This is a genomic window from Gordonia sp. LMA484 (assembly GCF_058129505.1).
This window is the reverse complement of record NZ_CM176700.1, coordinates 6,218,963-6,232,846: the sequence shown is the minus strand read 5'-3', so window position 1 is coordinate 6,232,846 and position 13,884 is coordinate 6,218,963. Positions and strand designations below refer to the sequence as shown.

11 protein-coding genes are annotated in these 13,884 nt (G+C 66.7%); 4 read left to right on the top strand and 7 right to left on the bottom strand.

Annotated elements, in window-relative coordinates:
- Positions 1 to 396: 396 nt before the first annotated feature.
- Complete coding sequence (locus AC4AMJ_RS27725) at positions 397 to 1,572, top strand: DNA adenine methylase (RefSeq protein WP_489916145.1); 1,176 nt, start codon at positions 397 to 399, stop codon at positions 1,570 to 1,572.
- Positions 1,573 to 1,584: 12 nt separating this feature from the next.
- Here AC4AMJ_RS27725 and AC4AMJ_RS27720 read toward each other — a convergent pair whose 3' ends face one another.
- Entirely contained in the window at positions 1,585 to 2,262 is a 678-nt protein-coding gene (locus tag AC4AMJ_RS27720; protein WP_489916143.1) for a TetR family transcriptional regulator, read from the bottom strand.
- 79 nt (positions 2,263 to 2,341) lie between these two features.
- Here AC4AMJ_RS27720 and AC4AMJ_RS27715 point away from each other — a divergent pair, with 79 nt between their 5' ends.
- Both AC4AMJ_RS27715 and AC4AMJ_RS27710 read left to right on the top strand, forming a co-directional pair.
- Positions 2,342 to 3,787, top strand: coding sequence for an MFS transporter (locus tag AC4AMJ_RS27715; RefSeq protein ID WP_489897890.1), 1,446 nt, complete (start codon positions 2,342 to 2,344; stop codon positions 3,785 to 3,787).
- Between the two features lie 67 nt (positions 3,788 to 3,854).
- A complete protein-coding gene (locus AC4AMJ_RS27710) occupies positions 3,855 to 4,736 on the top strand; it encodes an LLM class flavin-dependent oxidoreductase (protein ID WP_489918531.1) in 882 nt (293 codons plus the stop codon).
- Here the strand turns inward: AC4AMJ_RS27710 and AC4AMJ_RS27705 are convergent.
- The 6 genes from AC4AMJ_RS27705 to AC4AMJ_RS27680 form a co-directional block, all read right to left on the bottom strand.
- The gene (locus AC4AMJ_RS27705) at positions 4,694 to 5,476 is read right to left on the bottom strand and encodes a TetR/AcrR family transcriptional regulator (RefSeq protein WP_489916141.1); all 783 of its coding nucleotides are present in this window, start codon (positions 5,474 to 5,476) and stop codon (positions 4,694 to 4,696) included. The two genes, AC4AMJ_RS27710 and AC4AMJ_RS27705, sit on opposite strands and share 43 nt — an antisense overlap.
- A 72-nt stretch (positions 5,477 to 5,548) precedes the next feature.
- The gene (locus tag AC4AMJ_RS27700) at positions 5,549 to 6,319 is read right to left on the bottom strand and encodes an ABC transporter ATP-binding protein (RefSeq protein ID WP_489916139.1); all 771 of its coding nucleotides are present in this window, start codon (positions 6,317 to 6,319) and stop codon (positions 5,549 to 5,551) included.
- Complete coding sequence (locus AC4AMJ_RS27695; RefSeq protein ID WP_489916136.1) at positions 6,319 to 7,176, bottom strand: ABC transporter ATP-binding protein; 858 nt, start codon at positions 7,174 to 7,176, stop codon at positions 6,319 to 6,321. The genes AC4AMJ_RS27700 and AC4AMJ_RS27695 overlap by 1 nt, the downstream gene beginning before the upstream one ends.
- Entirely contained in the window at positions 7,169 to 9,181 is a 2,013-nt protein-coding gene (locus AC4AMJ_RS27690) for an ABC transporter permease (RefSeq protein WP_489916134.1), read from the bottom strand. Before AC4AMJ_RS27690 ends, AC4AMJ_RS27695 begins: the two co-directional genes overlap by 8 nt.
- 115 nt (positions 9,182 to 9,296) lie before the next feature.
- Positions 9,297 to 10,562 carry an ABC transporter substrate-binding protein gene (locus AC4AMJ_RS27685; protein WP_489916132.1) on the bottom strand — a complete coding sequence of 422 codons (1,266 nt, stop codon included), beginning with the start codon at positions 10,560 to 10,562 and terminating at the stop codon, positions 9,297 to 9,299.
- Between the two features lie 345 nt (positions 10,563 to 10,907).
- Entirely contained in the window at positions 10,908 to 12,491 is a 1,584-nt protein-coding gene (locus tag AC4AMJ_RS27680; RefSeq protein WP_489916130.1) for an MFS transporter, read from the bottom strand.
- 303 nt (positions 12,492 to 12,794) lie between these two features.
- Between AC4AMJ_RS27680 and AC4AMJ_RS27675 the strand changes: the two genes are divergently transcribed.
- Positions 12,795 to 13,790, top strand: a complete 996-nt coding sequence (locus AC4AMJ_RS27675; RefSeq protein ID WP_489897896.1) for a TIGR00341 family protein — start codon at positions 12,795 to 12,797, stop codon at positions 13,788 to 13,790.
- Positions 13,791 to 13,884: the final 94 nt, after the last annotated feature.

The window sequence follows — 13,884 nt, the reverse complement described above, 5'->3', positions numbered from 1 at the left end:
GCAAGCTCGGAGGCTCCTCAGGGAGCGGGTGGTGACGCATCCTCGCAAGCTCGGAGGCTCCTCAGGGACCGAGTGGTGACGCATCCTCGCAAGCTCGGAGGCTCCTCAGGGACCGAGTGGTGACGCATCCTCGCAGGCTCGGAGGCTCCTCAGGGAGCGGGTGGGGACGCTCGCTGGCTCGGAGGCTCCTCAGGGGGCGGGAGGGGACGCCCGCAAGCTCGGAGGCTCCTCAGGGAGCGGGTGGGGACGCCCGCAAGCTCGGAGGCTCCTCAGGGACCGAGTGGTGACGCTCAGGGAGCGGCCCTCCGCTCGCAAGCTCGCTCCCCAGCCTCACGGATCGCGTGAGTTCGGTCGATCGTCCCGCGTTTCGGCCGGCATCGTGTGAGGATCGTGGCAGTGTCCCCGACGCGCTCGTCCGAACCAGCATCCGCGATCACCCCTGCCCTGCGAGCGGTCACCGACGAATCCGACTCCATCGCCGAGGACCCGCGGTATCTGTCGGAGCAACTGCTCACCTATCTCGGCAACAAGCGGTCGCTGCTCGGCCTGATCGACGCGGCCGCCGACACCGTGCACGCCCGGCTCGGTCGGAAGCTGACCGTCCTGGATGCGTTCTCCGGCAGCGGCGCGGTGTCGCGGCTGCTGAAGTCCCGAGCCGAGCTGGTGATCGCCAACGACCTCGAGTCCTATGCGCGGGTGATGAGCGAGTGCTTCCTCACGAACCGACGCGACGTCGACCTCGCCGATGTCACAACGCTTGTCGACGAACTCAACGCCGAGGTCGACGGCGGACATTCGGTAGACGGATTCATCGAGGAGCTCTACGCACCCCGCGACGACACGAACATCCGGCCGGGTGAACGAGTCTTCTTCACACGTGACAACGCCCGACGCCTCGACGCCTACGCCACGCTGATCGATGGGGTCGACGACCGTATGAGGCCATTCCTGTTGGCGCCGTTACTTTCCCAGGCATCGGTCCACGCCAACACGTCCGGCGTGTTCAAGGGCTTCTACAAGGACAAGCAAACCGGGATCGGGCGGTTCGGGGGCGCGCACCAGGATGCACTGCTGCGCATCCTGGGCACCATTCGCCTGGCGCCGCCGGTCCTCAGTCGCCATGACAGCGCCAAGCGAGTCCTTCAGATGGACGCCAACGCGCTGCCCGATCACGTCGGCCCGGTGGATCTCGCCTATCTCGACCCCCCGTACAACCAACATCCGTACGGTTCCAACTACTTCATGCTGAACCTGCTGACGCACCACCAGCGGCCCTCATCGATCAGCCCGGTCTCCGGCATCCCCGTCGACTGGAATCGCTCGCGCTACAACGTTCGACGCGAATCCGCCGATCTCCTACGCGATCTCGTCACCGGACTCGATGCCTGCTTCCTGCTCGTCTCGTTCAACGACGAGGGGTTCATCGCACCCGAAGAGATGTCGGACATCCTCGAGTCCGTCGGTACGGTCACCGAATTCCGTGCACGCTACAACGCCTTTCGTGGCAGCCGAAATCTGCGCGGACGCGGCACGCACGTGACCGAGCATCTCTATCTGGTCGAAAAACGTTGAAGCAGAGCATGTTCAACGTCCCTTCATCCCGGTGACACCGTCGATGAACAGGTCGACACCGACTCGGAAGTACTCGTCCTCGTCGTCGCAGCGCACCATCTCGTCGGCGACGCTCTTGAGGTGCGGGAAGCGGTCGTCCGGTAGAGCCAGCAGCGCCGCGAGCTTGTGGCGGCGCATCTCGTCGCGATCGGCCGCCGGCAGGGTGAGCTCGGCGCCCGGGATACCGATCACCAGGGTCACCGCGGTCAGCAGGGCGTTGCGGGCCACCGCGACGGACGCGGCGGGCGTATAACCGGCGTCGAGGAGGTGCGCGAGGGTCTTCTCGGTCAGATCCCGACCGGTCTCGCACTGCATGATCCGCCCCGGTACGAGTTGGGCGGCCGACGGATGCCTGCGCAGCGATTCGATCAGCGCCGCCAGGATCTGCCGGATGTACTCCTCGCCGGCCAGGTCCGCGTCGGGCGCGACCACGGTCTCGATGAGCCGATCACCAAGGGCCGCGCGCATCTCGTCCTTGTTCTTGAAATGCCAGTACAGCGCCATCGGCGTGACCCCGAACTCCTGCGCCATGCGCCGCACACTCACCGCGTCCAAGCCCTCGACGTCGGCGATATCGAGGGCCCGATCGACCACGGCGTCGCGGTTCAACCGCGCCTCGTCGACCTTCTTACCTGCTGTTTTCGCACCCACGCTTGACAACTATACACCGTAAGAGTTCTCCTATATGGCGTACATATACGGTGTACATTTGCTTCGTATAGGAGTCCTCATGTCCGACCGTCCGTCCATGACCCGTCGGCAGCGCCTGGCGTTGCTGTCGGTGTCCCTGGCCACCTTCATGACCTACCTCGACAACAACATCGTCAACGTCGCCATCCCCGACATCCAGCGGGAACTGAACCTCGACACCGCGGGCCTCGAATGGGTCGTCAGCGCGTACATCCTGACGTTCTCGGCGCTGATGCTCATGGGCGGTCGGCTCGCCGACCTGCTGGGCCGCCGACGCATGCTGCTCGGCGGCCTCGCCGTGTTCAGTGCGTCGTCGCTCGTCGCCGGACTCGCCGGGTCCGCCGAGATGCTCATCGCCGCACGCGCCGTCCAGGGCGTCGGCGCCGCGATGATCACGCCCACCACCCTGGCCATCATCTCGGCCACCTTCGCCGACACCCGGGCCCGCAACGCGGCCGTCGCGGTGTGGGGCTCGGTCGGCGCCGTGTCCGTCGCCCTCGGACCACTGCTCGGCGGTGTCTTCACCCAGTACGTTTCGTGGGGGTGGATCTTCTTCGTCAACGTGCCCTTCGGCATCATCACCGCCGTGCTGGCGCTGATGGCCGTCGACGAATCACGGGCCTCGGCCTCCGACGGCATCGATCTGCCGGGCCTGTCGTTGTCGGTCGTGGGGCTGACCGCCCTGACCTTCGCGCTCATCCAGGGGCACGATCTCGGCTGGACCTCGTGGCCGATCGTCACGGCCTTCGCGATCGCCGCGGGTGCGATCGTCGGGTTCGTGCGCGTCGAGCAGCGCAGCCGTGCGCCGATGGTCGACCTCGCCCTGTTCCGTCGGCGCGTCTACGCGGGTGGGCTCATCGCACTGATGCTCTTTGCCTTCGGGCTGTTCGGGATCTACTTCTTCACGTCGCTGTATGTGCAAGGGGTGCTGGGCTTCTCCCCGACCATGGCCGGGGCCGCATTCCTGCCGATGGCGCTGTGCATGGTCGCCGGAGCGGCGATGTCGGATCGTCTCGCCGAACGTTTCGGAGCCCATCGCACCGTGTCGTCGGCGCTGGTGTTGATGGGCGCGGGCATCAGTTCGGTGTTCTTCCTCGGCGAGAACACAGGATTCGCCGGGCTGATGCCGAGTTTCGTCGTCATCGGCATGGGTGGCGGTCTGACGATCTCGCTCACCGCGACCGTCCTCTCTCAGATGCCCGCCGAGCAGGCAGGTGTCGGTTCGGGCGTGTTCAACGCGAGTCGGGAGGTCGCGGCGCTGCTGGGCATCACCGTGCTCGGCGCCATCCTGACCGCTCGGCAGCAATCGTCGCTCCGGGCCGGGACATTTCCGCCCGAGGCCTTCCTCGACGGATTCCATCTGGCCGTGGCGATCGGGGGACTGCTGGTCGCATCCGGTGGTGTCGTCGCGTGGTTTGCCCTGCGCCCGGCCACCATTCGGCGCCCGGCGCCGATCCCGGCCGTCGGGCCCGTGGCGGTGTCCTGAGGCGACCGTTCGGCATTCGCCCGACGTTCGGCGACAGGTCTGCCAGAATCCTTGCGTGCGCATCGGAATGACGATGCCGGTGATGGAGCCGGCGTTGGACGCAGACCTGCTCCGCTCCTGGGCGCGAGCCATCGACGACGGCCCGTTCTCCTCCCTGTGCTGGGGAGAACGGATCGCCTTCGACAATCCGGACTGCCTCACGCTGCTCGGCGCGTTGTCGGCGTGGACCGAGCGGGTGCGGCTGGTCACCACGGTGGTGGTGCCGCAACTGCACGATCCGGTGATGCTGGCGAAGGCGTTGGCCACCGGTGACATGCTCAGCGGCGGACGGCTCGTCGTGGGACTCGGGGTCGGAGGTCGGCATGAGGACTACCACGCGGTCGGAGCGGACCCGTCGACTCAGACGATGCGCACGCTCGCCGAGTGCGCCGAGATCATGCGGCGGGTGTGGGCCGGAGAGAAGATCACCGAATCGGTTCTGCCGGTCGGTCCCCGACCGCACCGGGCGGGCGGCCCGGAGGTACATGTCGGGACGATGGGACCGAAGACGATCCGCAGCGCGGCGACCTGGGCGGACGGCGTCGCCGGGGTGACGCTCGACCTGGACGCGGGCAAACAGCGCGAACTGTTCGACGTCGCACGTGAGGCTTGGGCCGCGGCCGGCAGACCTGCTCCCCACCTCGCGACGTCGTTCTGGTTCGCGCTCGGTTCCGGCGCCGCGCCGCGCGAGCAGGTCCACCGGCATCTCCGCCACTACATGAACTGGATTCCGGCCGACTTCGTCGACGCCATCGCACCGACGACGGGATGGGCGGGCACCGACGAGGAGCTGGTGGCCACGCTCGCACGGTTCGCCGAGATCGGCACCGACGAGGTACAGCTCATCCCGACGAGTTCGGACCCCGATCAGCTGCGTCGCGCTGCCGAGGTGGCCGCCGAGTTCGATTGACCGTCGTCGCCGTTGCCCACAGCCGATGCGTCGGTCGCCGATGCGTCGGCCATCGATCCGTCGGTCGCCGACTCGTCGGTCATCGATGCGTCGATGGCCAGCAGCAGCTCGGGATCGACGCCGCGTAGGACCGCCATCGTCGCGGCGACCGCCAGTTCGCAGGCCGCGTCGATGCCGGCCCGGTCGACGATGAGCGCACGATAGGCGACGTCGAGGCTGATCCCGATCAACAACGAGGCGAGAGTGTCCGCGCTGGCCCCTATCCGGGCGCCACCGGTCGCATAGTTTTCGCGGAGTCGAGCGGCCACACTCGGTTCCAGTGTTTTGTAGAGCCGCCTACCCGGGTCCTCGGCCTCCTGCCGGTGTCCGAGCAGGATCCGGAATCCTTCGGGATTGCGGCGCGCGTACTCGAAGGTCGCCTCCACCGAATGCCGGGCACGCGCCCCGTACTGCATGTCTGCGCCCACGTCGTAGGCCGCCGACATCCACTCGGTGAACTCGGCGAGTTCACGCTCCACCAACTGCTCCACCAACGCATCCCGCGAACCGAAATGCGCATACAGGGTGACCCGCGTGGTGCCGCCACGCTCGGCGATCATGTCCATCGTCGACCGCTGCACCCCGACCTCCGCGATCACCGACCGCGCGGCGTCGAGGAGTTGTTCATCGGTCGGTCGGTTCCGGGTGTTCCGCGGCCGGGAACGCCGGCGCGAGCCATCGGCTCGTGCGGATTTCGTCACACTGATCTCCTGATGTCACGTCGCGGTCTCCGATCGTGTGGATCGGCGACGATTACCGCCCCCCGACGCACTTCAGTCCACAGGACCGGATTCACCCAGTCGACCGAAGTAAGCGGCCTCGACGGTGTCGCGACGCTGCATGAGGTCACGTGCCGAGCCCTTGAGCGCAACTCTACCGTGATGCAACACGACCGCGGTGTCGGCGATCCCGAGCGCCAGGTCGATGTGCTGTTCCACCAGGACGACCGCCATGTTCTGCTGGTCGGCGATCGTGCGCAGCCGCGGTAGGAGGTCCTGCACCGCGACCGGCGACAGGCCGAGGCTGAGTTCGTCGATCAGCAGCACCGACGGCCTGGTCAGCAGCGCCTTGGCCAGCGCCAGCATCTGCTGCTCGCCGCCCGACAGGTTCCCGCATCGGCGGCCACGCAGGTCCCGCAGGCGCGGGAAGTGCTCGTAGACCTCGTCGATATCGCCACCGCCCTTGCGCCTGGCGAGCCGGAGATTGTCCGTCACCGACAGGCGGTGAAAGAGTCCGCGGTTGTCGGGCACGAGGGTGACACCGCGGCGGGCGTTGCGTTCGACGTGCTCATCGATCGGCCGACCCAGGGCGGTGATGCGTCCGGACATGACCGGCAGGGCCCCGACCGCCGCGAGCAGCGTGGTGGTCTTCCCGGCTCCGTTCGGCCCGAGCATCGCGCAGATCTCGCCCGGCCGGATGTCCATGGACAGCTCACGCACGGCCGGCACACCGAAGTGACCCACCGTCACCGCGTCGAACGACAGGACCGGTGCGACGTCGGCGGCATCGGTGCCCGGATCGTCGGTGACCGTCGGATGCGACATCACGCTTCCCCTTCTGGTGCAGTGACCGGCGCGTGGCCGGGTGGTTCGGTCGTACCGGAGTCGTCGGTGGCGGTATCCGCGTGCACGTCGGGACTGCCGAGGTAGGCCGCGACCACCGCCGGGTCGTCCCGGATCTCCGCGGGTGGGCCGGACGCGATCACCCGACCGAAGTCCAGGACGTAGAGCCGGTCGCACACGTCGAGGACCAGGGACATGTCGTGATCGATGAGCAGGATGCCGATGCCGGTGCCCGCGATCCGGCGCAGTTCGCCACCGAAGTCCCGGCTCTCGTGGGTGTCGAGGCCGGCCGCGGGTTCGTCGAGCAGCACCAGACCGGTGTCGCCGACGAGTGCCCGGGCCACGCCGACCAGCTTCTGCTGGCCCAGCGTCAGCTCATCCGGCAGGCGATCGGCGACCTCGGTCAGACCCACCACATCGAGCGCCTTCTCCACGACCCCGGCCGGTGGCCGCGACCCGGTGAACACATCGGAGATCAACGCGCGCAACCCGACCCGTTGGACGGCGACGGCGAGGTTCTGCGCCACGGTCAGATCGGCGAACAGTTCACCGGCCTGCCAGGTCCGCGCCATCCCGGCCCGGCGACGGCGGTGGGGCCCGGCGCGGTCGATCCGTTCCCCGTTGAGCACCACTTCCCCGGTCGATCGGGTGAAGCCGGTGACCGCGTCGACGAAGGTCGTCTTCCCGGCACCGTTGGGTCCGATCAGACCGACGATCTCCCCCGCCCCGACGGTGATGTCGATGTCGGCGTTGGCGGTCACACCCCCGTAGCGGACGGAGAGTCCGCGGGTGCGGAGCAGCGGTTGCGCTGTCGCTGTGCTGGTGGCGGTCTCAGACATTGAACCCTGCTTTCGTGGTCGTCGGTGCGACGAGTGCTGCCGACGCCGCACCGTTCGCGCCGTCGGATCGTCGATGTGCCATCAGCCGATCACGCAGCTCCGCCATCGCCCCGGCCACCCCGACCGGATTGAGGACGGCCATCAACAGCAGACCTCCGGCCGCGATGATCTCGTAGTACTCACCGAGATTCAGGGTCTGGTTGAGGAACACGTAGCCGACGCCCAGAGGTCCGATGACCCCGGCCAGGAAGGCGCCCGACACCGAGGTGATGCCGCCGACATAGGTCATCGCGAGCAACACGAGGCCCACCATCACCGTGAACGACCCGGCGGACAGTTGTCCTCGGCTGTAACCGATCAGGCAGCCCCCGATGCCCGCGAGAAACGCCGAGAGCCCGAACCCGAGGAGCTTGGTGGAGGCGACGTTGATCCCCACCGACGACGCGGCCCGCTCGTTGGAGCGCACGGCCAGGAACGCGCGGCCGGTGGACCCGGCCATGAACCGCATCACCGCCAATGTCGCGATCGCCACGACCACGAGCACCATCATCGCGAACCGCACCGTCACCAGATTCGTTCCATCGCGGACACCGAAGTCGATCCCGAACAGGCTCGGGTCGGCGATCATGTTGCCCTCGTATGCGGTGATCTCCGGATTGTTGAAGACGAATCCCTGGATCGCGATCGCCGCGGCGAGCGTGACGACGGCCAGTTGTGCACCACGGATACGCAGAGCCGGAACACCCACGAGGATGCCGAGAGCGGTGGCGACGAGCGCGGCGAAGAGCATGCTGAACGGGAAGGGCACGTGCCAGTTCACCGTGAGCTTCGACAGCGCGAAACCGGCCGTCCCGGCAAATGCCATGGACGCCAACGAGATCTGCCCGAGATAGCCGGTCAACAAGACCAGCGACAGGGCGATCAGCGACAAGATGATCGACGTCACCACGCCGAATCGCCAGGTGCCGGAGGTGAGCAGGATCGCGGCGACCGCGACCGCCAGCACGCCGACGGTCGGGATGGGCCGGAGCCGCGGGATGCGCACCGCAGGCATCTTGACCTCACCGATGGCGCCGCGCGAGGGGATCCGTCCGCCCATGAGGAACAGGGCGATCACGATGACGACGAAGGGTACCGCCTCGCCCAGTCCGGCCTGCGCCCACTGCGGCCACCAGTCCTTGGTGGTCAGCCAGGTGATGACCGCCTGAAACGATCCGAGGAACAGTCCTCCGGCACAGGCGATTCCGAAGGAGGTGAGCCGACCCAGCAGAGCGACCGCGAGGGCGGGGATGACGAAGAAGGTGTAGCTGGTGACGGTCAACCCGATGGTGAAGGCCGCGAGGATGACGATCAACCCGGTCGCGGCACCGGTCAGCACCCACACGATGGCCGCCAGCCGGTCCGGCGAATAGCCGGCCAGTCGAGCAGCCAGTTCGTCCTCGGCACCGGCGCGTGTCGCCACGCCGGAGGTCGTGAGACGGAAGTACGCCCAGAAGATGGCGGCGATGGCGATCGCGATGCCGGCCAGGATCAGGTCAGACACATTGACGACCGCCCCGGCGAACTCCACCGTCTTGTCCGGCAGGACCGCGAGAGCGAGCAGATCCTCGGTGTGAAAGCGCAACTGGACCAAGGCCTGGACGAACAGCATCAGACCGACCGAGGCGACCACCTGGGCCAGGATGGGAGCTCTGCGCAGGGGCCGGAACACCAGGAGATGGGCCACGATCGCCCACACGATCGCGGTCAGGACACCGAGGACGATCGCGAGTCCCATCGGTGTCGGATTGTCGGCATCCCCCAGCGGGATGGTCCCGATCGGCAGGACGAGACTCCCGTCGGTCCGCAGTGCCGCGACGGCGTACACCGCCCAGAGACCGAAGGCACCCTGAGCGAAGTTGATGATCCCGGTCGCCGCATAGACACCCACCAACGAGGATGCGAGAACCGCGTACACGGCGCCGGTCGACAGACCGAGGAAGACGAATTGCAGGAACTGACCCATGCCTGAACCAATCGATCAAGCGCACCCGAGGCACGCGGTATGGCAGATGGTGTGCCGGGTCGGGCGGGCGCGCAGCGGCGCCCGCCCGATCCGAGTCGAAACCCTGGCGGCGGTCCTACGCGGCGCCCGGGATGAGCTGGAGGACTGCAGGATTCGGCGTGATGAACCCTCCACCCACCGGCTCGGTCTTCTTGTCTCCGGTCACCTCGAACAGCAGCATCTCGGTGGTGCAGTTCGGCGTCGTCGGCTTGCCGCACGTCAGCTTCGGTCCGAGGAAGCTCTGGAAGTCGCTCAGGCCCTTGAGTGCGGTGAGGATGTTCGCTCCGGTGAAGTCCGTGACCTTGGCCTGATTGAGACCGTTTGCCATGTCCACCAGGATCGAGAACGTGCCGTAGGCGAAGAAGTCGCCGGTGCCGTTCTGATCATCGATGAACTTCTCGGCCACCTTCAGGTTCGACTTGGCCGGCTCCGGTGCCGAATCGATGGCCGGCGGCTGCCAGCCGGGGGAATACGTCTGCGCACCAACGGCTTGCGAGCCCATGGTGTCGATGAACTCGGTGCAGGCCGCCATGAACATGATGCCCTTGTAGCCGACCGAGCGCAGCGACTGCGACAGCTTGGTGCAGGTGTTGTCATTGGGCGATGTCATCAGTCCCGCAGCATCCGGGTTGCCCTCGGCGAGCGTGGTGGCCAGCGCGGTGAAGTTCGGACCGGTCGGCGGGTAGTAGACGCTCTTGACCTCGATACCCAGCTGCTTGCCGAGCGGTGCGAGCAATCCGTCGAAGACCTGATGCGCCTGCGGCAGATCGGCATTGGCGAGCGTGAGGGACGTCTTGCCCGCCGCCTTGAGCGACTGCATGAACCCGACGAGGAACGCCGCGGGCGGAGGGCCGAAGTACACTCGGTTGTCCGCCTTGGCCCCGGTCGCCGTGTTGAATGGGATCTGGCCGATCATCGGGATGCCGGCAGACGTCAGAATCGGCATCGCGGAGAGCGATTCCGAGTTGTACCCGTCGACGGCGGCGACAACGCCGGCCTGGACGAACTGGTTGGCGCAGGCGATCGTGGACTCCGGCGCGGTCTGATCGATACCGCAGTCGGTGATCTCGATCGGACGGCCGTTGATGCCACCCATCTGATTGTTGATGTAGTTGACGGCGGCATCCTTGCCGGTGCTCACACCCGGCTGCGGAGCCGGCCCCTTGGATGGGTCGAAGAGCCCGATCTTGATCGGATCGCCGCTGGCCTTGACGCCACTCGCGTCCACGGCTCCGCTGCTGCCGCTCGATCCGCTGTCGTCGCCGCTGCTACACGACACGACAGAGAAAACACATGCCGCTGCCACGGCAGCCGCGAGGACGCGACCAGTTCTCCTACGCATACTCACATGCCTTTCCCGCCGATCCCGGGCACGACAAACCAGCCCGGGAGGGCCTACGAGTTCCAGGGTTGTGCGCCGGACCACCGGTGGTGATCCGCGGACCCGATCAGGATTGTTGTGATCTGGGCCACTCGAAAAGTAGCCCCTGCCTTACACCCGTGTCAAGCTGTTTGGTGAAGCCAAATGCTTTGTGCGCGAAAGTCACCCATGATCGAGGTGGGTCAACCGTCCAGAATCGAGCGCAGATTGTCGCAATGCGACAACGACCGTCGTCACATTTTCGGACCACGTGGCGCCCCCGGTTTCCGCGCGAGATCCGGGTGACAGGGGAAGCAGAACCGAACGCTAGTCGCCGTAGCGCTCGGCCGCGTAACGATCCATCGCGGCGCGTTCGTCGGCGTGATTCGGATAGCCGAAGAACACCACGATCGCACCGATACAGACGACGATGATCGCCGCGCCGTACGCACGGGTATCCCCGTCCACGAACGCATCTCGGGCCGCGGCCATGATCTGTTCGGCGTACTGCGGGTATCGCTGCCCCAGTACCTCGGCGCTGGAGAACGACTTGGTCAGCGCGGCCTCGGTCTGACTGCTGACCTGGTCGGCGTTCGGCGACGACGCGATGGACGCCGACAGGGTCTTCGCGTACCCCGCCGTGAGGATGGCACCGAGCAACGACTGCATCACGGCGCCACCGAGATCGCGTTGCAGATCCGACATGCTCGAGGCCATGCCGGCCCGTTCCACGGGCACCGAACCGGTCAACGAGTGCGATGCGGGTGTGCCGGCAAAGCCCACCCCGACACCGATGAAGAAGTACGCGGCGATGACGGCCCACATGGATGTGCCCTCATCCCAGGTGAAAAACGCCACCGCGAGACCGGCGACGATGAACACGTAGCCGACCAGCAGGGTGAAACGCGCTCCCTTGGCCTCGACGAGTTTCGCCGATCGCGGCGCCACCACGACCATGGCCAGCGCGGCCGGGACGATCATCGAGCCGGCCTCGAGGGTCGAGTAGCCCAGGACATTCTGGAGGAACTGCTGACCGACGAACATCGCGCCCATGAGCGTGCCGAAGACGATGAGGCCGCCGACCGCCGCCACCCAGAACGTGCGACGGCGAGCGATCCGTAGGTCGAACAGCGGAATCCGGACCCGGAGCTGACGGACCACGAACGCCACCGCGGCCAGGACCGCGACCGCGGTCAGCACCAGAACCGCGGTGAGCATGTCGCCGAGCGGGGCGAAGTTGAGCGCGAGGACGGTCGCACCGACCAGCAGGATCGACAGGACGCCGCCGAGGTTGTCGACGACCGCCCGGGCGTCTCCGTCGTCGTTGGGGACCAACCACGTCGCGGCGACGAGCGCGATGACCGCCAGCGGCAGGGTCACCAGGAACACCGAATGCCAGTCGAACACCTCCAGCAATCCGCCCGACAACACCGGCCCGGAGGCCGAGATGGCTGCGCCCAAGGCCGACCACGCGGCAATCGCCTTGGTGCGCTTGGCCCCCGACCACAACGCGGTGATCACCGCGAGCGTGGTGGGGAACGCGAGGCCCGCCGAGATGCCGCCGACAACCCGCGCCCCGAACAACACCTCGAAGTTGGGTGCGGTCCCGGCGACCAACGACGCCGGGATCGACAGGGACATACCGATGACCAACAGCTTCTTGCGGCCGTACCGGTCGCCGAGCGCTCCGAAGTAGAGCACCGACGCCGCCAGACCCAACGAGTAGGCGACCGCGATCAGATTGAGCTGGGTCGAGCTGGCGTCCAGGTCCTCGCCGATGTCGGGCAGCGCGACATTCGCCACGGCGAGGTTGATGTTGGCGACCCCGGCGACGAGGACGAGTGCCGTGAGTACCCACGGGGCGCGAGCCGGTGCGGTTCCGTCGTCTACATCTGCAGCTGTCGCTGTCACGCGTTGAGCGTATTACGCAGCCGCGGTCAAGGCAGGGGACCTGAAAATTCGACGTTCCACACACCCTCCGGAGTGTCTTTCGCGCCGTGGGGTCCACTGCCCCATGACTGCCCATAGGATTCTGATCGGGAAGGCATGTCGGACCTCCCGGCGAACCGTCACGGTATCGGATCGGCTGCGAGGCAGTCGCTTACCAAAGCTAACGATCGCCCGGGTATCGGCCGACGTCCGGCAATGGCCGCGGGCCCGACCGAATGACGGTCTGCCGAGTTGCGGAAGACCCCGAAGAGAAAGGCTGCGACGGTGCCGGTCCTCATTCCCGATTCGCAACGACGCACCCTCGACGAACTCGTCGACCGACTCGACTTCGCCGCCGGCGATCGCGTGTCCAAACAATCCGCATTCTGGATCATGCTGACGCTCTCCGGGATCATCGCCGTCTCCGGCATCGTCGCGGACAGTACGGCGACGGTGATCGGCGCGATGATCGTCGCACCGTTGTCCACACCGATCCTCGGCATCGGTCTGGGTATCGCCACGAGTCGGGCCAAGCTCGTGCTGACCAGTGTCGCGTACGTGCTCATCGGCGTCGTCCTGGTGACGGCGCTGGGCGTGATCATGTCCCAACTGTTGCCCAATCCCACCAACGTGCTGTCGAATTCGCAGGTGCTCGGCCGGACGTCGCCGACCCTCGTGGATCTGCTGGCCGCGATCGCGACCGGACTCGTCGGCGCCATCGCCATCACGCGCCGGGATGTCGGCGATGTGTTGCCGGGTGTGGCGATCGCGATCTCGCTGGTTCCACCTCTGGGTGTCGTCGGCGTGTGTCTCGGATCGGGTGCACCCTCGCTCGCCTTCGGGGCGTTGGTGTTGTTCGCCTCCAACGTGGTGGCGATGATCATCACGAGCGTCATCGTGTTGACGATCGGCCACTACGGACGTGAGGCCGCCGACGCCACCCTCGGTGGTCTGGCCAATCAGCGACCCCGGGTACGCGCCTACCTCGTCCTGGCTATCGCACTGGTCGTCGTCATCGTCCCGATGGTGGGCAACTCGCTGACCTCGCTGTGGTCCCGGCAGATCGCCACTGCGACCGACAACTGGTTGCAGAAGGCCGGTGATTCGTCGGCCGAGGTGACCGATGTGTCGTTCAGCGGCAACACCGTGACGGTGAGCGTACTCGCGCCGCAACAGCTGCCGCCCGTCGACGACCTACAGCACACCATCGACGATCTGGTGCCGTGGAACCCCGAAGTGGTGGTCGTGCACACCGTCGGTGGCCGAAAGATCGCCGACTGATCATCGGTTCGGGCACTTCGGGTGACTCCCGGCGCGCTTCTGGGATGGTAGAGATTGACCTGTGGGTGACCGAGCCGTCGTGCCACCTACGTCA